General features: G+C 55.7%; 14 protein-coding genes. 9 read left to right on the top strand and 5 right to left on the bottom strand.

Going from position 1 to position 20,183, the window contains the following annotated elements:
• Positions 1-787 precede the first annotated feature (787 nt).
• On the bottom strand, positions 788-1,336 hold the full coding sequence (locus DW350_RS04635; RefSeq protein ID WP_264296842.1) for a TetR/AcrR family transcriptional regulator: 549 nt from the start codon (positions 1,334-1,336) through the stop codon (positions 788-790).
• A gap of 230 nt (positions 1,337-1,566) precedes the next feature.
• On the opposite strand from DW350_RS04635, the gene DW350_RS04630 reads away from it, so the two are divergent.
• Both DW350_RS04630 and DW350_RS04625 read left to right on the top strand, forming a co-directional pair.
• A complete protein-coding gene (locus tag DW350_RS04630; protein WP_115717753.1) occupies positions 1,567-2,856 on the top strand; it encodes an FAD-dependent oxidoreductase in 1,290 nt (429 codons plus the stop codon).
• Positions 2,857-2,888: 32 nt separating this feature from the next.
• Positions 2,889-3,491, top strand: a complete 603-nt coding sequence (locus tag DW350_RS04625) for a DUF1330 domain-containing protein (RefSeq protein WP_115717752.1) — start codon at positions 2,889-2,891, stop codon at positions 3,489-3,491.
• A 526-nt stretch (positions 3,492-4,017) separates the two neighbouring features.
• Here the strand turns inward: DW350_RS04625 and DW350_RS04620 are convergent.
• On the bottom strand, positions 4,018-5,505 hold the full coding sequence (locus DW350_RS04620; protein WP_115717751.1) for a DHA2 family efflux MFS transporter permease subunit: 1,488 nt from the start codon (positions 5,503-5,505) through the stop codon (positions 4,018-4,020).
• Positions 5,495-6,415, bottom strand: a complete 921-nt coding sequence (locus DW350_RS04615) for an NADP-dependent oxidoreductase (protein ID WP_115717750.1) — start codon at positions 6,413-6,415, stop codon at positions 5,495-5,497. The genes DW350_RS04620 and DW350_RS04615 overlap by 11 nt, the downstream gene beginning before the upstream one ends.
• Before the next feature lie 198 nt (positions 6,416-6,613).
• On the opposite strand from DW350_RS04615, the gene DW350_RS04610 reads away from it, so the two are divergent.
• Positions 6,614-7,252 carry a TetR/AcrR family transcriptional regulator gene (locus DW350_RS04610; RefSeq protein ID WP_115717749.1) on the top strand — a complete coding sequence of 213 codons (639 nt, stop codon included), beginning with the start codon at positions 6,614-6,616 and terminating at the stop codon, positions 7,250-7,252.
• Between the two features lie 492 nt (positions 7,253-7,744).
• On the opposite strand, the gene guaA is transcribed toward DW350_RS04610, so the two are convergent.
• Together guaA and guaB are read right to left on the bottom strand one after the other, a co-directional pair.
• Complete coding sequence (gene guaA, locus DW350_RS04605) at positions 7,745-9,322, bottom strand: glutamine-hydrolyzing GMP synthase (protein WP_115717748.1); 1,578 nt, start codon at positions 9,320-9,322, stop codon at positions 7,745-7,747.
• A gap of 61 nt (positions 9,323-9,383) precedes the next feature.
• Positions 9,384-10,850 carry an IMP dehydrogenase gene (gene guaB, locus DW350_RS04600; RefSeq protein ID WP_115717747.1) on the bottom strand — a complete coding sequence of 489 codons (1,467 nt, stop codon included), beginning with the start codon at positions 10,848-10,850 and terminating at the stop codon, positions 9,384-9,386.
• 136 nt (positions 10,851-10,986) lie between these two features.
• On the opposite strand from guaB, the gene xseA reads away from it, so the two are divergent.
• The 6 genes from xseA to DW350_RS04570 all read left to right on the top strand — a co-directional run bounded on the left by xseA (position 10,987) and on the right by DW350_RS04570 (position 20,159).
• Positions 10,987-12,318: an exodeoxyribonuclease VII large subunit gene (gene xseA, locus DW350_RS04595; RefSeq protein WP_115717746.1), complete on the top strand. Its 1,332-nt coding sequence runs from the start codon at positions 10,987-10,989 to the stop codon at positions 12,316-12,318.
• Between the two features lie 226 nt (positions 12,319-12,544).
• On the top strand, positions 12,545-13,426 hold the full coding sequence (gene aguB, locus DW350_RS04590; protein WP_115717745.1) for an N-carbamoylputrescine amidase: 882 nt from the start codon (positions 12,545-12,547) through the stop codon (positions 13,424-13,426).
• A complete protein-coding gene (gene aguA, locus DW350_RS04585; protein WP_115717744.1) occupies positions 13,426-14,517 on the top strand; it encodes an agmatine deiminase in 1,092 nt (363 codons plus the stop codon). The genes aguB and aguA overlap by 1 nt, the downstream gene beginning before the upstream one ends.
• A gap of 444 nt (positions 14,518-14,961) precedes the next feature.
• Positions 14,962-15,588 carry a TetR/AcrR family transcriptional regulator gene (locus DW350_RS04580; RefSeq protein WP_115717743.1) on the top strand — a complete coding sequence of 209 codons (627 nt, stop codon included), beginning with the start codon at positions 14,962-14,964 and terminating at the stop codon, positions 15,586-15,588.
• A gap of 346 nt (positions 15,589-15,934) precedes the next feature.
• Positions 15,935-17,041, top strand: coding sequence for an efflux RND transporter periplasmic adaptor subunit (locus tag DW350_RS04575; protein WP_115717742.1), 1,107 nt, complete (start codon positions 15,935-15,937; stop codon positions 17,039-17,041).
• On the top strand, positions 17,031-20,159 hold the full coding sequence (locus DW350_RS04570; protein WP_115717741.1) for an efflux RND transporter permease subunit: 3,129 nt from the start codon (positions 17,031-17,033) through the stop codon (positions 20,157-20,159). Before DW350_RS04575 ends, DW350_RS04570 begins: the two co-directional genes overlap by 11 nt.
• Positions 20,160-20,183: the final 24 nt, after the last annotated feature.

The raw sequence follows: 20,183 nt of genomic DNA, 5'->3' as shown, positions 1-20,183 counted from the left end.
AGGCTCGGGGAGGCTGCGTCAATTTGGGAGAGACGCCGCACAGTACTCAGCAGGACACCCACTTTGAGTCATAAACCCCTGCCCTTTTCCTGAGTACATTTCCTTTACCAAGTACCAAATACAGCCAAAGCCCACCCCCAGAATACCTGCCGGGTTATTTAGGGTTGGGGGGTGATGCTTAGCTACCATCTAAGCCACTGATCTAGATAAGAACTCAAAGTGGGTGTCCCGTTGAGTTTGTATATCAATACTTTACTATCAACATGGCGAAGTTTGCACATCAAAGTACTACCTTGATGCTGCTGAGCGCGAGCACAGGACGTGCGAGCCGGAATGAGCCGCGAGGGAAGGCTGACAACCAAACATCCCGCAGACACCGCGTAATATCGGGGTGGTGGTTTTAAGCGGCCAGCCCCGCTGACTTTTACCGACAACATTGCTGGGAGCAATTTTGAACATCGGAGCCTAGCGACGATGGCCCGTAAGGGCGAGGACCAGGACGGCCCGGGTATTACCGGCATATAAACGAACATCAGCTGCAGCGCAACGTCGAAAAGAACAGCAGATCTCACACACACCCAATAAAAGCAAACTCAACAGGACATATATGTCCCATTGAATTCACGATTAATTCCAGGGAATGGAAAGACACACGATGGCACAAATTCTTCACAGCAGCGCCCGAACGACAGAGGCGGCCCATCGAGCAATACAAAATAGTAAATAGCGCTCGAGGGGTCTTTAGAAGCGCTACGGCATCAACCGCAAGACTGGCGCAATTGGCCTATCATGATGAAAGCGTCACAAAACCGGTGTCGCGAATGCTGTCATCAGATCCGAACAGTGTCGTATAGCCCAACCGCGCGACGTCCATGAGGGCCTCACGCGAAGCGCCATCGCGGGCTTGTATTCCGATGCCCTGCATGAGTGAGACCAGATAACAAGCCAACAGCTCTGCGCTGAGCTTGGATGGAAGCTCGCCTGCCATGATCGCCCGTTGCAGTCGCGCCGCGATCCGTTCCTGCCATTGCTGTCGCAGGTTCTGCGTGTGTTGAGCCAGTGCTGCATGCTCCGGCGCCGCAAGTAGCATGCTCATAGAAACCATGCACCCCGGAACACCATCGGCATCTGTTACCACGTATACGGCAGATTTCAACATCTCGCTCACCGTCTCGTGGATGGGCTGATCTGTTTCTAATGTATAAGTCGCCTGGACGCTCACCCTACGAAGATAGAGGTCGAGCGTTTCCTTATAGAGTTCTGCTTTGCTGCCAAACGCCGCATAGAGACTAGCTGGCGCTACGCCGATGGCCTCGGTCAATTGCGCGACGGACACGCCCTCGAAACCGTGGCGCCAAAAGAGAACCATTGCCGCGTGTAAAGCGGCATCGCGGTCAAACCCTCGAGGGCGACCGGTTCTACCCGGATGTTTTTCTGTAGTAACCATTCAATAAGTATTGACACTCCAGCTTAATGCTGTCAATTTTTTTAGTGATTGCTCAATATATTAATCTCCAGCGCGGCCGACGCAGCGCAAAAGGTGATAATCACACTCACGGAGAGGTTATGGCGCTTCACGAAAGATATGACGTTGTGGTTGTAGGCGGCGGCAGCGCTGGCGTGGCGGCGGCTATTGGCGCCGCCCAGGCCGGTGCGCGCACGGCTCTGGTTGAGAGCGCCGGCTGCCTTGGGGGCGCGGCTACCATGCGGAACGTACTCACCTATTGCGGTTTTTACACATTGGCGCCAGTGTCTCACCAGGCGGTTCGTGGTGTGGCGGAGGCCGCCTTAGCAAAGCTGAGGCGGTTGGGGGCGGTATCGGCCCCTGTGCGCCATCGCGGCGTGTTCGTCGTATTCGATCCCGAGGCAGTCAAGCTGGTGCTTGACGAGCTTTGTGCCGAGGCGGGTGTGGACGTCCTGCTCCATGCTTTTGTTACCGATGCTAGCCGTGAGGGCGATCACATCCGCAGCGTGACGTTTCATGACCACGGCGGAGCTCATGTCATCGAGGCGGCGGCCTTTGTCGATGCGACAGGCGATTGCGACCTAGCCTTCCTCGCGGGGGCCTCTACCCGCTACGGCAATCATGGAGCGATCAACCTCGGCACGCTCGGCATAAGGTTCGGCGGCTTGGACCCGGACGCTGAAATCGATCCTGAGCGCCTCGCAACCGCGATAGCTGACGCCAAGGAGCGCGGCGCGCCTCTGAGCAAGGACCGCAGCGTACTCGTTCGGTTGCCGTTTTCCGGTGATCTTTGCTGCTATCTCGCCTCGGAGGACTACGACCCGCGCGACGTCCGCAGCCTGAGCCGTGCGGAGGCCCGCGGCCGCAAGCAGGCATGGGCCTACCTTGATGTTCTGCGCAGCCTGCCTGGCTGTTCTAAGGCTTATCTCGTCACGACCGGCCCCGAGTTTGGGACGCGGGAATCTCGCCATATCAACTCTGTTGAGCAGCTAACCTGGGATCACGTTGCGAATATGAGGAGCAGCGATGACAGTATCGCGCTCGGCGCCTGGGGGGCCGAATGGCATGACCGACACACGTTAGAAAGCACCTTTGAACCGCCAGCAGATTATGGTGTCTACGAAATCCCCCTTGGATGCCTTATCTGTCAGGATACTCCGAACCTTTTTGCCGCCGGCCGAACGGCCGATGGCGACCAACGTGCGGGAGCCAGCCTTCGCGTAATGGGTACTGCGTTCGCGACCGGTCAGGCGGCGGGTGTCGCCGCTGCGCACTTTGCGAAAACGGGTGCTGCAGATGCCAAAAGCGTCAGGGCGATCCTGCGCAGTCAAGACGCCCTAGTCTCGGCAAGCGATCTCGCGACCATGCCTGAGATTTCAATACACATGTAGCTCGCGCCCAAGAGCGCTTCAGGAGGCCAACCATGACAGCCTACTTTATAATCGACCTGCACATCCCGGACCCGAAGGCCCTAGAGACATACGAGGTGGCGGCTAATCCAATACTCAGCAAGCACGGCGCCAAGGTCCTGACCCGGGCGCCGCCTAGTGATTACGAGGTTCTCGAAGGCGACTGGCGTCCATCGCGACTGGTCATTCTCGAATATCCGAGCCTCAGGGCGATCCATCAATTCTACAACGATCCGGATTTCCAACCGGCCAAGCATGCGCGCCAGGCGGTGCCGGGCGCTATCGCGAACGCCATTGCAATTGAGGGAACCCCGAGCATCCCGAACGACGGTGGGATCTTGGTTATGGATATCACCGTCCATGATCCGGAATTGATGCAAAAGTTCGAACCGGCGAACCAAATGGTTCAAAAATACGCTGGGAAAGTCCTGGCGGACAGCAACTCATATGATGTGATCGAAGGCAATTGGCGACCTCTGCACATAAGGATCGAACAATTCACCTCCCGCGAGGTTATTCGCGCGACCTACGATGATCCAGAGAATGGATCGCTGAAAGCGATGCGCCAAAATGCTTCGTCGGTCAGGGCGCTTGCCCTCGACCGCTATTCGGTTTGAAAGGAACTCAGCAGGACACCTACTTTGAGTCACAAACCCCTGCCCTTTTCCTGAGTACATTTCCTTTACCAAGTACCAAATACAGCCAAAGCCCACCCCCAGAATACCTACCGGGTTTGGAGTGTAAGCACTGCGATTAGTACCAGTCAGGGGCTACGGGAATGATGGGTAGTAAAGTCTTAGCGGCGATTGCTTTAGATGCCGGGTCCCGCCCCGGCGGGCGGGTTCCTTTCTTGCTTGGCCAAGAAAGGAACCGAAAGAAGGCCACCCCTGCGTTACGCTCAATCTTCGCCTCTGGTCGCTTGCCGCTGACCGCTGCATACGGTTCCCGACGCGTCCTCCGCTCGCTCGGCGTCCTGCCTCGCGTCAGCTCACGCTCCCGGCGGCTCAGCGCTCCACTGAAAGGGGCCCCAGGGCCTTACTTGCAAACCACGGCGTGACACTTGGTTGAGGCTGGCTTCGGTACAGCACTTAGAAAACAGGAGCTCCTTCCCCAGCCCAACCGCAGCCTAAGGCACTGATTTAATTAAAAACTCAAAGTGGGTGTCCCGTTGAATTTTATACGCCCTTTAGGAAACAGCGCCGCCGCCTGAAGCGCACCAAATAAAAAAATGCCGGCCGCCGCCCAGAAAACAAGAAGGTCTCCGGCAAGCGTAGCCTTCTGCATCAGCTGCGGCCCGAAAACGCTGCCAGCATGTTCGGTGAGGTAATCCGCTACAGAGGTTGCAGCAAGCGAGTTGAACACCGCTATACCAATAGCGCCGCCTATTTGCTGGCTGGCACTGACCATGGCCGAGGCAATACCAGCATCATGGTCTGCCACCTCGCTCGTGGCGGCGTTCTGAACAGCGCTGAAAATCATGCCAAAGCCAAGGCCCGTGACCAGTAACGCCGGTAAAACAACGGCAGTGTAGCTGTTAGCAAGGCCGATACGGGTAAATAGCAGCATGCCAATAGCGGCAAGCACACACCCGACAGGCACCAAGGGCCGAGGGCCAAAGCGTGGGAATACTATCGCCCCGGAGATGACAGCACTGGCAACAACAGCGGCCAGCATTGGCAAAAAGGCAACCCCGGTCAGCACCGGGCTAAAGTGCAACAAGCCCTGCAAGTAGTAGGTGAGGAACAAAAACACAGCGAACATGCCCATGCCAACCACCACCAGCGTTAAATAGGCCGCGCCGCGAACCCGATGCAGCACCACGCGCAGTGGTAAAAGCGGGCTGTTGCTATGGCGCTCAATGCCAATAAAAACAGCCAGTAGAACGATCCCCGCCATTACCGGCCAAAGCGTTCTTGCATCCTGCCAGCCCAGCAAAGCGGCATGACCTAGGCCATAAACGATGGCGACCAGTCCTAACGTGGAAATAAGCGCCCCTGGTACATCAAGCCGCTGGCGATGCGGCCGACTATCGCGGGGAATAAAGGCGAAGGCGCCGAGTAAAGCGAGCAAGCCGAAAATAAGGTTCACATAAAGGCACCAGCGCCAGGACAGGGTTTCGGTCAACAGGCCGCCCAGCACCAGCCCCACGGCTCCGCCGATGCCGGAAACCGCGCCAAAGATGCCAAACGCCTTTGCGCGCTCAACGGCGTTGTCAGCAAAAATAACCGCTAACAGCGACAGTGCCGCCGGGGCCAGCAGTGCCGCGAACATCCCCTGGCCAATGCGGGCCAGCAGCAGGGCTGTAAATCCGTTGGCCGCGCCCCCAACCGCCGAGGCGATAACAAAACCGCTCACCCCGATAATGAACAGGCGTTTTCGCCCGAAAAGATCCGAGAGTCTGCCGCCAAGCAGTAACAGACTGCCGAAAGTCAGTGCATAACCGGTAATGATCCACTGCCGGTCGTTGATGGAAAACCCCAGAGCCTGTTGGGCCGACGGCAGGGCGATATTTACGATGGTGTTATCAAGTACATCCATCAGTTGCGCCAGGCTAAGCGCCACCAAGGCTAACCAGCGTCTGGGTCCGAGTGGCGCCTGGCCATTAGCATTTATCGGCAGCTCAGGGTTCATTGCTGGCGCCCTCCACCAGCAGCACCAGCTTGCCGGTTGCAAGGCCAGCCTCGCCAACACCATGTGCTTTAGCCACCTCGGACAATAAAAAGGTCTCAATGGCGGGCAGCCGATATTGGCCAGTGGCAATCAGTTTGCCAATCTCAAAAAGCACATAAAGCGCCCGCCCGTCCTCACCCCGGCTAAAGTGCACGCCGGTCTGGCACGCGCCGGGAAAATCGACAACGGTAACAACCTTGCTCGCGCTGCCAGTGAGGCTAATCAGTGCGGGTAAAATGCCGTTGCCAGCCACATCAAGCGCCAGATTGACGCCACCAGGCACAAGCGCATTAACCCGTTCCACCATGCCGGCGCCATAACTGACCGGCTCTGCCCCCAAGGTGCTTAGCCATTGCTGCTTGCCGGGACTGGCTATGCCAACCACCCGGGCACCCCGTGCCACCGCCAGCTGAACGGCGGCAGAGCCAACATTGCCGGACGCACCATTGATAAGCAAGGTGACACCCGGCGCAATGTTAAGCCAATCTAGCGCTCGAGCGGCGGTCTCAAGTGCTGAAGGTAGGGAAGCGGCTTCGGCGAAGCTAAGCCCCGAAGGCATCGGCGCAAAATGAGAAAGCACCGCCTGCTGCGCTTGGGCAGCCCCGGAGGCCGAAAACCCAAAGACGTGGTCGCCAACGGCAACGTCCGTAACGCCCTCGCCCAATACCTCAACGATGCCCGCCGCCTCATGGCCCAGAGTCTGTGGCAAGTTCTGGTCCAACAATCCCTGGCGTTTCTTCCAATCACTGGCATTCACCCCGGCAGCGCGCACGGCAACCCGCACTTGGCCCGGCTCCGGCATGGGCTCAGGCAAATCCACCAATGCCAAAACATTGGGGCCGCCAAAGCAGCTAAATTGTACGGCTTTCATGGTGCCATTCCTCGTATCGCCCTCGACTTACCCGCCCTTGTCCTGGCCGCCGCCAAGCGAAGCCAGACTTGCGACTGGTCGCCACTGCTGGCGCGGAAATATATACTTAGCTCAAAAGTATACTAAGTACACTTTTAAATACAGGCAATGTCAATCGATTGTTGTACTCAGTACATAAAGCTTGCTATTAATTGGCCCATGAAGACATCCAATGACCGCCGTACCCGTAAACGCCTCGCCACGCGCCAAGCGATCGCCACCGCAGCCACAGCCCTCTTTAAAGCAAAGGGTTTTGACAATGTGACCGTCGATGAGATTGCACAAGCCGCCGATGTTGGGCGTATGACGGTTTTCAACCACTTTTCCCGTAAGGAAGACATCTTCTTCGACCGTTATAAAGACGCACAGGAGCTGCTACAGGAAGCCTTCTTGCAACGCCAGCCCAGTGTGCCGGCCCTTGAAGTGCTGCACCGGCTGGTACACAGGCTGATTGAGGAAAAGGTACCTTATCTGACGTTTTCGCCAGAAAGTCAGGCCTTTGTAGCAACGGTGGAAGCAAGCGACAGCCTAAAGGCAAGGGCACGGGCAATACGCGACGAACTGGTAGACACCGTGGCAAGGGCCCTTGCGGGCTGTGTGGCACTGGACAAGGCCGATGCCGACGCCCGCCTCGCGGCGGGCCTCATTTTGGCAGCATGGAGCACCGCTCTTCGCCAAGCGCACGGGACCTACCGCCAGCACCACGACGAAAAAGCGGCAGAGGCCGACTTTGTTGCCATTATCGACAAGGGGCATATCGCCGTAACGGCTGCCATGGCGGGCACGCCATACGTGTAATGCGCCTTTTAAACACCGGTGCTTTCACTAACAGCTGGGCTGTAGTGGTCAAGTAAATATTCAATTGGAAATATTCAATTGGACACCCACATTCAATTTTATTAGAAATCATGTACTTGTCAGTGATGTAACGGTGCAGCAGATAGTCTTACCTACATTCACATCCTGCTGGTGAGGACCTGGAGCCCGTTAAGTGCAGCGCTGAGCTGACGGGAGTGAAAGGACAGCCGAGACAGGACGTCGAGGCAGGTGAATACGTGCCGGGAGCGCGTATGAACCGGTGGCCGGGGAACGACCAGAGGCGAAGATTAAGCGAAACATGGGCGGTGGTTTTGGGTACTTTTGCCGAAACAAAAGTACCCCGGCTGCCGGGCCGGGACCCGGCGAGTAAAAGAATCACCAGCGTTCAAACAGCTCGAAAGAAATGCCAAACCCTGACAACTCACACCCAATAAAAAACCCGCCTTTCGGCGGGCTTTTTTATTGGCAGGATCACTCCCACTCAATAGTCGCTGGCGGCTTACCTGAGATGTCGTAAACAACCCGGCTGATGCCATCAATTTCATTGATGATGCGGTTAGACACCTTACCCAGCAGGTCGTAAGGCAGGTGCGCCCAGTGGGCGGTCATAAAGTCGATGGTTTCAACAGCGCGTAGGCTGACAACCCAGTCGTATTTACGGCCATCGCCCATCACGCCCACGGAGCGAACCGGCAGGAACACCACAAAGGCTTGGCTGACTTTGTGGTAGAGGTCGGCCTTGTGCAGCTCTTCGATGAAAATGGCATCGGCGCGGCGAAGGAGATCGCAGTATTCCTTTTTCACTTCACCCAGCACCCGCACGCCCAGGCCCGGCCCCGGGAAGGGGTGGCGGTAAAGCATGTCGTAAGGCAGGCCAAGTTCTAAACCGATTTTGCGCACTTCGTCTTTAAACAGCTCGCGCAGCGGTTCAACCAGGCCCATTTTCATGTCTTCTGGCAGGCCGCCAACGTTGTGGTGCGACTTAATCACATGCGCCTTGCCGGTTTTGGAAGCGGCAGACTCGATAACGTCGGGGTAGATGGTGCCCTGGGCCAGCCATTTGGCGTTTTCCATGCTCTTGGCATATTCATCGAACACTTCCACGAACACCCGGCCAATGGTTTTACGCTTGGCTTCAGGCTCGTCGATACCTTTAAGGGCGGACATAAAGCGCTCTTCGGCGTCGGCCTTGATGATGTTAAGGCCAAAGTGGTCACCGAACATTTCCATGACCTGTTCGCCTTCGTTGAGGCGCAGCAGGCCGTTATCAACGAACACACAGGTGAGCTTGTCGCCAATGGCGCGGTGCACCAGCATGGCGACTACAGAGGAATCCACGCCGCCAGAAAGGCCGAGGATAACTTCGTCGTCGCCCACTTGTTCTTTAATGCGGGCAACGGCGTCTTCAATAATGGCGCTGGAAGTCCACAGCGCGTCACAGCCGCAGATGTCGAGCACAAAGTGCTCAAGCAGGCGTTTGCCTTGGCGGGTGTGGGTGACTTCGGGGTGGAACTGCACGCCGTAGAAGCATTTTTCTTCGTTGGCCATAATGGCAAACGGGCAGTTGTCGGTTTTGGCAACAGTGCTAAAGCCTTCAGGAATGGCAACCACTTTGTCGCCGTGGCTCATCCATACGTCCAGCAGTGCAACGCCTTGGTCGTTCACCGCATCTTCGATGCCGTGGGTAAGCTTGGAGTCGGTTAACAGTTCAATTTGCGCATAACCGAATTCACGCTCCATAGAGCCTTCAACGGCGCCGCCCAACTGATGCGCCATGGTTTGCATGCCGTAGCAAATACCGAAAACCGGCACACCAGCATTAAACACATATTCCGGCGCGCGCGGGCTGCCGTCGGCGTGTACCGACTCCGGGCCACCGGAGAGGATAATGCCGTTGGGGGCGAAGTCGCGAATGTCTTCTTCGCTGACATCCCAGGCCCACAGTTCGCAATAAACGCCAATCTCACGGATGCGGCGAGCGATAAGTTGGGTGAACTGGGAACCGAAATCCAAAATCAGGATGCGGCTTTCGTGGATGTTCTTGGTCATTTTGGCCCTGCGTGTCAAAACGATAAAAATAAAAGCGCCGGCTCAGGGCCGGCGCCGTAACTTAGGAACCGGTGCGGTAGTTTGGCGCTTCTTTGGTGATGGTCACGTCATGAACGTGCGACTCACCCATACCGGCGCTGGTCACTTTGACAAACTGCGCTTTGGTACGCATGTCGTCGATGGTGGCGTTACCGGTCAGGCCCATTGAAGAGCGCAGGCCGCCCATCTGCTGGTGAATGATGTCTTTGACCTTGCCTTTATAAGGTACGCGGCCTTCGATGCCTTCTGGTACCAGCTTGTCGGCAGCGTTATCGCTTTGGAAGTAACGGTCGCTGGAGCCTTTGGTCATAGCGCCCAAGGAGCCCATGCCGCGGTAGGATTTAAAGGCGCGGCCTTGGTAGAGCTCGATTTCGCCGGGGGACTCGTCGGTACCGGCCAACATGCCGCCAACCATGACGCAGTTAGCGCCAGCAGCAATGGCTTTACAAATGTCGCCACTAAAGCGAATGCCGCCGTCGGCGATAACCGGAATACCGGTGCCTTCAAGGGCTTCTACCGCGTCAGAAACCGCGGTAATTTGCGGTACACCAACACCGGTAACAATACGGGTGGTACAAATGGAGCCTGGGCCGATGCCCACCTTAACCGCGTCAACACCGGCTTCAACCAGCGCCAGAGCGCCAGCCGGGGTAGCAACGTTACCGCCGATAATTTGAATATCAGGGAAGGCAGCGCGGGTTTCGCGAATACGCTGCAACACGCCTTCAGAATGGCCGTGGGAGGAGTCAATCAAAATGACATCCGCACCGGCAGCAACCAAAGCGGCTACGCGATCTTCGTTACCGGCACCGGCACCCACCGCAGCACCAACACGCAAACGACCACGGTCGTCTTTACAAGCGTTCGGCTTACGTTCGGCTTTTTGGAAGTCTTTAACGGTGATAAGGCCTTTAAGGTGGAAGTTGTCGTCCACCACCAGCACTTTTTCAACGCGGTGCTGTTGCATCAGGCGCTGAACTTCTTCGCGAGAAGTGCCGACCTTAACGGTAACCAGCTTCTCTTTGGGGGTCATTACCTCAGACACTTTACGGCCGTGGTCGGTGATAAAGCGCACATCACGGGCGGTGATAATGCCTTCAAGTTCACCAGACTTAGACACCACCGGGAAACCGGCATAGCCGTTTTCTTCGGTCAGCTTCAGCACGTCGGTAATGGTGAAATCAGCAGAGACACAGTCAGGCTCGGTAACCATACCGGCCACAAAGCGTTTTACTTTGCGAACCTCTTCGGCCTGCTTTTCAATGCTCATGTTTTTGTGGATAAAGCCGATGCCGCCTTCCTGGGCCAGGGCAATAGCCAGATTGGCTTCAGTTACGGTATCCATAGCCGCAGAAACCATCGGAATGTTCAGCTCGATTGTGCGCGTCAACTTGGTGCGCAGGTCGGCAGTATTGGGCAACACTTGGGAGTGTGCGGGGAGCAGGAGGACGTCGTCGAACGTCAATGCTTCTTTGATAACGCGTAGCATGGCAACAGCCTCACCGATGGATTAGTGGAAGGGACCTGGTATAGGTGTTGCCGCGGCATTCTAGCGCCGAGATGTGATTTGGGCAAATGCTTTTTGCATCTGATAGACTGCGCCAAAGTCAGACCAAGGGTAAGGCATGCGCCAAATCTTCTCCGTCACCCAATTAAACACCCAGGTTCGTTACGTGCTGGAAGACAGTTTAGGCATGGTCTGGCTGACCGGCGAGCTGTCTAACTTCAAATCTTACGGCTCCGGCCACTGGTATTTTTCCTTAAAAGACGACAAGTCGCAGGTGAGCTGCGCCATGTTTCGCGGCAAAAATACCGGCGTAACCTTTCGCCCCCAAGACGGCATGCAGCTGCTGGTAAGGGCGCGCCCCACCGTTTACGAACCGCGCGGTAATTACCAGCTGGTGGTTGAATTCATGGAACCGGCTGGCGACGGCCTCCTAAAACAGCAATTTGATGCCCTAAAAATGAAACTGGCCGCCGAGGGCCTGTTTAGCGATGCTCGCAAACGCCCGTTGCCCGCCCACCCCAAACGCATTGGGGTGATTAGCTCGCCGTCGGGGGCGGCGGTGCACGATATTCTTAACGTACTGAAACGCCGGGCACCCTTTTTGGACGTGGTGCTGTATCCGGCGCAGGTGCAAGGGGATAAATCGGCCGCCCAGCTTTGCCAGCAATTGCTAACGGCCAATCAACGGGCGGAAGTGGATGTCATTATTCTTGGCCGCGGCGGTGGCAGCCTGGAAGATTTGTGGAGCTTTAACGACGAGCAGCTGGCCCGCGCCATTGCCCAAAGCGCCATTCCGGTGGTGAGCGCCGTCGGCCACGAAACCGACGTTACCATTAGCGACTTTGTGGCTGACTTGAGGGCACCAACGCCTTCTGCCGCCGCCGAGCTGGTGTCCAGTCAGGCCGGGCTGATTAAAGACCGCTTCAACGAACTAGGCCTTAGGCTAACCGCACTTTGGCAAGGCTACCGGCGAGTACAACAAAGCCGCCAGCAAGAACTGAGCGAGCGCCTGTACCGCCAGTCGCCCGAGCGCAAACTGGAACGTGACAGCCAAAAGCTGGATGAGCTAAAACTGCGCCTACAGCGCGCCCTGCCCCGTTTACTTAGCCAGCAGCGCCAGCCCCTGGCGCTGTTAACGGCCAAGCTCAGCCACCACCACCCCGGCAAGCGCCTGGGCGAAGCGCAGTTGCAGTTAACGCGGCTAACAAGCGCCCTTGACCAAAGCCTTAATGGCTACCTTAACCAGCGCCGCCAGCAACAGCTGCGGCTTATCGACAAACTGCAATTGGTTAGCCCGCTGGCCACCTTGAGCCGTGGTTATGCCATTGCCCAAGACCAAACCGGCCAGGTTGTGGACAGCATCGACAAAGTGATGGTGGGCGACGTGCTTACAGTGCGGGTAAAAGACGGCGTGATTGAAACCGACATCAAAGACAAAAGCGCGCGCTAAGCCAATAAAACCGCGCACTGCAAAGCCAGCTTTACAAAGCCCCTAACCGGGGCTTTTTTGATAGCAAAAATATCCCTTGACCGGCGCTTGCCTTGGCCCTATAAAACGCGCCTCTTTCCATCCGTTGTAACCAGCAGCTACCGCTTGCTGGTCTGCCCGTTCGGGCGCTTGCGTTACCAGGTTCTATAGTGTGTTTCGTGGTGTTTTTTGCGTAAGGGATCGTTAAATGGATAAGGTTGTTGTTGCCGCTACCCAAATGTCTTGCAGCTGGGATAAAGCCGAAAACGTGGCGAAAGCCGAGGCCTTGGTGCGCCAAGCCGCCAGCGAAGGCGCGCAAATTGTGCTGCTTCAGGAGCTGTTTGAAACGCCCTACTTCTGCATTGAAGTCAACGAAGACTTCCACGCCCTGGCCACCAGCCTGGACGAAAACGACACCGTTAAGCGCCTGCAACAGCTGGCCAAAGAGTTGGCGGTAGTCATTCCCTTTTCCTGGTTTGAGCGCAGCGGTGTCGCCCGTTACAACTCGCTGGTGGTTATCGATGCCGATGGCAGCCTGCTGGATGTGTACCGCAAGGCACATATTCCCGACAGCGACGGCTACCTGGAAAAATACTATTTCAGCCCCGGCGACACCGGCTTTAAGGTGTGGAACACCCGCTACGCCAAAATCGGCATTGCCATCTGCTGGGACCAATGGTTCCCGGAAGCGGCGCGCGCCATGGCGTTAATGGGCGCCGAAATCTTGTTCTACCCCACTGCCATTGGCTCTGAACCCAGCCAGCCAGAGCTGGACAGCGCTGGCCAGTGGCAACGGGTGATGCAAGGCCACGCCGCTGCCAACTGCATGCCGGTGGTGGCATCTAACCGCATCGGTGTGGAAAAGGGCGTGCGCACCGCTACCGAAATTCGCTTTTTCGGCTCTTCTTTTATCACCGATCACACCGGTGCCAAAGTGGCCGAAGCCGGTCGCGACCAACAAGCGCTTTTGGTGCATAGCTTCGATCTGAAAAAAATTCGCTACCAGCGTGAAGCATGGGGGCTGTTCCGTGACCGCCGCCCAAGCCTTTACCGCAACCTGTTAACTCTGGATGGCAAGGTAGAGCACTGATGAGCAGCGAGCTCCCTACTCTGCCAGCGGCAGACGGCTTTCGGATGCCGGGCGAATTTGAACCCCACGAAGGGGTGTGGATGGCCTGGCCGGAACGCTCTGACAATTGGCGGTTTGGCGCAAAGCCGGCCCAGCGCGCTTTTATTGAAGTGGCAACCGCCATTAGCCAAACCACGCCGGTAACCATGGTGGTGTCGGCCAGCCAGTACAGTAATGCCCGGCGCAAGCTGCCGCCAGAGGTACGGGTGCTGGAAATGACCACCGACGATGCCTGGCTGCGCGATACCGGCCCCAGCTACGTGGTAAACGACATGGGCGAGCGCCGCGGCATAGACTGGCAATTTAATGCCTGGGGCGGCCTGAGCCATGGCTTGTATTTTCCCTGGCACAACGACAACGCCGTGGCCCGTAAAGTCTGTGAAAGCTATAGCGATGACGTTTATAAAGCGTCTTTTGTCATGGAAGGCGGCGCCATTCACGTTGATGGCCAAGGCACCCTGTATACCACCGAAGAGTGCCTGCTCAGCCCCGGCCGTAACCCCGGCTTAGCTAAAGACGATTTAGAGCAGCTACTGCGCCAATACCTGAACGTAGAGAAGGTGATTTGGCTGCCGCGGGGCGTTTTTCAAGACGAAACCACCGGCCATGTCGACAACCTGATGCAAGTCATTGCCCCCGGTGTGGTGGCGGTAACTTGGTGTGACGACCCCAGCGATGCCCAATATGAAAGCTCGCAAGAAGCCTTCAAAATATTAAGCGAAAGCACCGATGCCCGTGGCCGCCAGCTGGTTGTGCACAAGCTGCCCATGCCAGGGCCACTGTATTTGACTGAAGAAGAAGCCAGTGGCATTGACCAGTCCGGCGGTATGGACCGCATGAGCGGCACTCGCCTTGCTGGCTCTTACGCCAACTTCTTAATTACCAACAAACAAGTGGTGTTTCCCAAGCTCGATCCACTGCAAGACGATGCCGTAGCGGCACTGCTGGCCGAGCTGTTTCCGGGCTATTTAATTAGCGGTGTCGATGCGCGGGAGATTTTGTTGGGAGGGGGGAATATTCACTGTATCACCCAGCAAATTCCCCGGGTGTAAACGCTACTACGGTCATCAATACGGCGTTGGAAGCCTCCTCAAAATGCTCATTTACAACCTGTAAACTGCGCTTTTTCGGAGGCTTCCGCCTTGTCTCGATTTCCCTCGCTACGCGCGAAAGCCCGCTGATAAAAATCTAGGCTTGCGATACTGCGTTAAAACACTCATTTACTCGAACTGCGCTTTATCAAAGACCCCCGCCTTGCTTTGGCTTCACTAGGCTCCCGTTAGCAGCAATTACTGGCGTTTTTTGCTGAGTCGTTTTAAGTGCCCTGGATAAAACGGCTTTAACGCTTTATTTAACGTCACAAAAAACGACTCATTTAACACGGCCATGGATATGTAACGGCGAGTGATCCGAAAAATCCCCCTCACAAAAACGCCCTTGGCGGCGAGAAGATAATGCCGGTAAGCTGGTGAGCAAAGCCTCTGTATATAAAAAAGATGAGCAGCGAAAAGGTTTACCGAAAAAAGCCGGTGCAAGGGCGGTCAATTACTACGGTTGATACCATTTTGGAAGCCGCTACCCTGGTTCTTGAAAAAGAAGGGGAGCCTGCCATTACCACTACCCGCGTTGCCGAATTGGCTGGGGTATCGGTGGGTACCTTGTACCAGTATTTTAAAAACCGCGACGCCATTTTATTGGGCATTTTTGAGCGCCAGAAAAACCTCATTAGAAAACAAATGCAGGGCATTTTACGGCAGCAAAATGTGCCACCCTTGCAACCGGCCAGAGAGTTTATCCGCATTTTGGTGCAGTCTTTTGCCACCCGGCGCGGCGCTAAACGCCAGTTTGCCTTACTTGCCAGCATGATGGCTGAATCGCCCCATGCACAGCCGTTGCTCAATGAAATTACCGAGGCAGCACTGGCGCACTGGGAATATTACCTGCCCAGCATTGATGAAAGCATCGCCCAACAACGCCGTATCGATGCCTTTGTGATGACAAGAGCGTTACTGGGCGTTTTACAACGCGCAGCGATAGAAGAGGTGCCTTTTATTAAAAGCCAGGCCTTTGAAGAAGCCCTTTTGCAGATAGTGATGACCTTTTCACCATTAGCCAAACTGTAACAAGGTGTTCGTACTGTAACAAACAGCCTGAAAATCAGCCGCAAACCTGAAAACAAAAAAAGCCGCCCACCATAAAACTGCCATTTAAATTCAGATAACGCGCTGAAATAGTTAATCTATTTTTGCTTCCCCTTTCGTTTTAACAATATGAATTTAATGCGAATCGACAATAAAGGTCTCGACCGTATGATCGAACCCTAGGCTTTTTATCGTCGAGGGTGCTGTGTTTAATCGTTCCAGCTCTATCCATTCCACTTTTTTTCATGCAACGACCTTTTTGAAAGGGTGGCGCAGGCCTAGCCTGTTATTGATAGCCGTCTGCGCCCTCGCCGGTTGTAAGCCTAAAATGTCTCTCGAATCGACGGCAACACCCAATGTTGCGGTGATGTCTGCGAAAGTGGCGGATGTACCGCACTACCTGGAGACAACAGGCCAAGCCAGCGCCTTTCACCAAGTCGCCATTGTCGCCAGGGTAGCGGGCACCTTAACCGCCATTCATTACCAAGACGGCCAGCAGGTAAGCCAAGGCCAATTGCTGTTTGAGATTGACCCGGCCACCTATCAGGCACAATTGCAGCAAGCCCAGGCCAGCCTGAAGCAGGCGAAGGCCAGCTACCGCAATGCCCAGTTGATGCTTGAGCGTGAGCAGAACCTGTTAAAGCGGCATATGACGGCGCAGTCTGATGTGGACTCAGCCCTGGCCAGCAGAGACAGTGCTAGCGCGCAAATTCAGTCAGCCGAAGGCGATATTGCTCTCGCAAAATTGAACTTAGGTTATACCCGCATTCGCGCCCCTTTTAGCGGCGTAATGTCAGCCCACCAGGAAGATGTGGGGAGTTTGGTCGGCCAAAATGGGGTTACAACGCTGGCAACCTTGGTACAGCAAAGCCCAATTTACGTTGACTTTACCCTTGCCTCACAAGACATCCAGCAAGTGCAGCAAGCCCTGCAAGGGCAAGCCGTTACCTCAATAGCGGTGCAAGCGGGTTTATCGGCCGCGGCGCATTACGGCCTCGAGGGACACTTGGATTACCTGGCCCCCAGTGTTGATGAACAAACTGACACCCAGGCGTTTAGGGCCGTGTTCACTAACGCTGAACGCGCGCTGCTACCGGGGCAATTTGTCCGTTTGCGGTTAAAGCTGGGGCAATATCACCATGCCCTGCTGCTGCCCGACAGCGCCATTGGCACCGAGCAGAACGGCCGTTATGTGATGGTGGTTAACCAAGACAACAAGGTCGAGCGCAAGGCGGTGTCGGTAACGGCAGGGCCAACAGGCTGGCAACGGGTGGAAAGCGGCTTGCAGCCAAACCAGAAAGTGGTGGTAAGCGACATTACCCGGCTGCGCGCAGGCATGAGTGTTAACACCCACCCTAGCGATAAGCCTTTACATCTTCTGTCTGATGCTCAACAAACGTCACCTGCACTAGGTTCGTCTCACCATGTTTTCTAAATACTTTATTGAACGGCCGGTCTTCGCCAACGTTATTGCCTTTATTACCTTGCTGCTAGGCGCCGTTGCCTTTTTTCAGCTGCCGGTATCGCAATACCCTAATGTAGTGCCACCGACAGTGCAGGTAAGCACCACCTTTCCTGGCGCCAGTGCCAAAACGGTGATGGAAACGGTAGGCCTGCCAATTGAGCAGCAAGTGAACGGCGTACCGGGCATGCTGTATATGCGCTCAACCAGCAGCAGCGACGGGCAGTACAAACTGACGGTCACCTTTGAGATAGGCTCCGACCCCGATAAAGACGCCATTTTGGTGCAAAACCGTCTCTCCGACATCACCGCCAAGTTGCCAGGCGCGGTGCAAAACCAAGGGGTTAGTGTACGCAAGCGCTCAACCTCGATATTGGAATTTATCACCCTCGAGTCTGATTCAAGCCAATACGACAGCCTTTACCTGGCTAACTATGCCCGTATTCACTTGCAAGATGAACTGGCACGGGTGCCTGGGGTGGGCGACGTGAATATCTTTGGTTCCGGCACCTACGCGATGCGCGTGTGGTTAGACCCTGCCAAGCTCACTGCCGCCAACTTAACCCCTAACGATGTCATTCAAGCCATCAAGGCCCAAAGCCAAAATGTCGCCTCTGGCGCACTGGGCATGCCGCCCTTGGTGGGTAAAAATGGCTTCCAGTACACCATCAATGTTGATGGTTCCCTCGATAAAGCCCCTGACTACGGCAACATTGTGGTTAAAGCCGCCAACGACCACGGCGGCAGGCTGGTGTTGGTTAAAGATCTAGGCCGGGTAGAGCTGGGGTCAAATAACTACGGGCAGGTATTTCGCCTTAACGGTAAACAAACCGCCGCATTGGCCATTTACCAGTTACCGCAAGCCAATGCCCTTGATGTGGTAAAAGCGGTCAATACCAAAATGAAGCAGCTATCGGCTGACATGCCAGCGGGCATTCACTATAGCGTGCCGTTCAATACCACCAGCTTCGTTGATGCCGCGGTGCACGAGGTCTACAAAACCCTCATTGAAGCCTGCTTCATCGTTTTAGCCGTTATTTTACTTTTCTTGCAGGACTGGCGGGCAACACTGGTACCTGCCACCACGGTGCCAATTACCTTGGTGGGCGCCTTTGGCGCGATGGCCCTGCTGAGCTTTTCATTAAACATGTCGACGCTCTTTGCTTTGGTGCTGGTAATAGGCATTGTTATTGATGACGCCATCGTCATTGTTGAAGGCACCGCCCGTCACCTTGAGGAAGGGCTGTCTGGGCGGCAAGCGGCAATAAAGGCCATGGGCGAATTATCTGGCCCCATTGTCGGCATTACGCTGGTACTGCTGTCGGTATTTTTGCCGTCAGCCTTCTTACCCGGCTTAACCGGCCAGCTATACGCACAGTTCGCCTTAGTTATTGCCTCAACGGCGCTTATTAGCGCCATCAATGCCATAACCCTAAAACCCACTCAGGCAGCGCTTTGGATGCGCGCACCCAAACCGGTGGAACAACGGTTTTGGCTCTACCGCCGTTTTGAGCGCGGCTTTGGCAAACTGCAGCGTGGCTATAGCCGCCTGTTAGCCTTGTTACTCAAACGGCCAATAACGGTATCTTGTACCGGATTGGTGCTGGTTGCCTTAGCTTTCTGGGGACTGACGCGGGTGCCATCGGGCTTTTTGCCTCTGGAAGACCAAGGCTTTTTAGCCGTGGCCGTCACCTTACCTGATGGCGCCTCGCTGGCCCGAACCGATGCCACCTTAAAGCAAGTGAATACCTTGGCCCAAAAGGTGCCTGGAGTAGAAAACGTGGTCACGGTGGCGGGGGTATCGCTGATTGACGGCAATGCGTCAGAGTCGAGTGCAGGCCTGGCTTATGTGGTGCTCAAACCCTGGGATGAGCGCGGCAAGTCCGAAGGGTTAGTGCCCACCTATCTAGCCTTAAGAAAGCAGCTATCAGCGCTCACCGACGGCTCGGCGCTGGTGATCCCTCCGCCCTCTATTACCGGTATCGGCAATAGCGGTGGCTTTACCATGCAGGTGGAACTTCGCGACGGCAGCTTTGACTTTACCCGGTTAAACGATGCCGCCCAGCAACTGGCCAACCAGGCCAATAAGTCGGGGTTAAGCGGCGTGCGGATGAAGGCCAACTTCACCGCCCCACAATATGACCTGCGTGTTGACCGCCATAAAGCGGCAACCTTGGGGGTGAATGTTGACGACATTTTCAGTGTGCTTAAGGGCTACTTAGGATCTTCCTTCGTGAATAACTTCACCCGCTTTGGCCACACCTTCCCGGTGTTTGTTCAGGCGCAATCAGATGCGCGGCTGTTAAGCGCCCAAGTCGGCCAGCTCAAGGTGAAAAGTGCCAATGGCAAAATGGTGCCCTTGCAAGCACTGGTGACATTAACGCCCAAGGTCGGCCCTTCACTCATCACCCTCTATAACCTCTATCCCAGTGCCACCCTCATTGGCCAAACCCAGCACGGCTTAAGCTCAGGGCAAACCATGGCTAAGCTTAGCAAGGTCGCTGACCAGCAGTTGCCCAGAGGCATGGGCCATGAATGGACCGACATGTCTTATCAGCAGCAAGTGGCTGGCGACCAAATCTATTACGCCTTTGCGTTGGCGTTGGTGCTGGTGTACTTCGTGCTGGCGGCCCAGTACGAAAGCTGGTTTACGCCGCTGGCGGTGGTGCTGTCGGTACCGCTGGCGCTGCTGGGTACGGTGGGCGTGCTGCTGGCCATTGGTATTGCCAATACCCTTTACACCCAAATTGGCTTGATATTGCTGGTGGCCCTGGCGGCGAAAAATGCCATTTTGATTGTGGAGTTCGCCCGGGATCTGCGGGTTGAAGAGAAGCTTTCACTAACAGAGGCAGCGCTCAAGGCCGGGCAACTGCGGCTAAGGCCCATTTTAATGACCTCGCTGGCCTTTATTCTGGGCATGGTGCCCTTGGTTCTGGCCCATGGCGCTGGCGCCAATGCCAGTAAATCTATCGGCATTTCGGTGGTAAGCGGCATGACCATCTCAACACTGCTGAGTATTTTTGTGGTGCCCGCCTTCTTTGTGCTGTTTAAAGCCATGGAAGAGCGCTGGTATAGCCGCCACAAAGGCTAAAAAAAGGCCGCGCCCAGTTGGGTG

Source organism: Gallaecimonas mangrovi (genome assembly GCF_003367375.1).
Lineage (GTDB): Bacteria > Pseudomonadota > Gammaproteobacteria > Enterobacterales > Gallaecimonadaceae > Gallaecimonas > Gallaecimonas mangrovi.
This window is presented reverse-complemented; position numbering and strand designations above follow the sequence as displayed.

Excerpts from the sequence above, each read along its gene's own strand:
- xseA (WP_115717746.1), top strand. The coding sequence starts at position 10,987 with ATGCGCCAAATCTTCTCCGTCACCCAATTAAACACCCAGGTTCGTTAC.
- DW350_RS04625 (WP_115717752.1), top strand. The coding sequence starts at position 2,889 with ATGACAGCCTACTTTATAATCGACCTGCACATCCCGGACCCGAAGGCC.
- aguA (WP_115717744.1), top strand. The coding sequence starts at position 13,426 with ATGAGCAGCGAGCTCCCTACTCTGCCAGCGGCAGACGGCTTTCGGATG.
- DW350_RS04570 (WP_115717741.1), top strand. The coding sequence starts at position 17,031 with ATGTTTTCTAAATACTTTATTGAACGGCCGGTCTTCGCCAACGTTATT.
- guaB (WP_115717747.1), bottom strand. The coding sequence starts at position 10,850 with ATGCTACGCGTTATCAAAGAAGCATTGACGTTCGACGACGTCCTCCTG.
- DW350_RS04580 (WP_115717743.1), top strand. The coding sequence starts at position 14,962 with ATGAGCAGCGAAAAGGTTTACCGAAAAAAGCCGGTGCAAGGGCGGTCA.
- DW350_RS04630 (WP_115717753.1), top strand. The coding sequence starts at position 1,567 with ATGGCGCTTCACGAAAGATATGACGTTGTGGTTGTAGGCGGCGGCAGC.
- DW350_RS04615 (WP_115717750.1), bottom strand. The coding sequence starts at position 6,415 with ATGAAAGCCGTACAATTTAGCTGCTTTGGCGGCCCCAATGTTTTGGCA.
- guaA (WP_115717748.1), bottom strand. The coding sequence starts at position 9,322 with ATGACCAAGAACATCCACGAAAGCCGCATCCTGATTTTGGATTTCGGT.
- DW350_RS04620 (WP_115717751.1), bottom strand. The coding sequence starts at position 5,505 with ATGAACCCTGAGCTGCCGATAAATGCTAATGGCCAGGCGCCACTCGGA.
- DW350_RS04575 (WP_115717742.1), top strand. The coding sequence starts at position 15,935 with ATGTCTCTCGAATCGACGGCAACACCCAATGTTGCGGTGATGTCTGCG.
- DW350_RS04610 (WP_115717749.1), top strand. The coding sequence starts at position 6,614 with ATGAAGACATCCAATGACCGCCGTACCCGTAAACGCCTCGCCACGCGC.
- aguB (WP_115717745.1), top strand. The coding sequence starts at position 12,545 with ATGGATAAGGTTGTTGTTGCCGCTACCCAAATGTCTTGCAGCTGGGAT.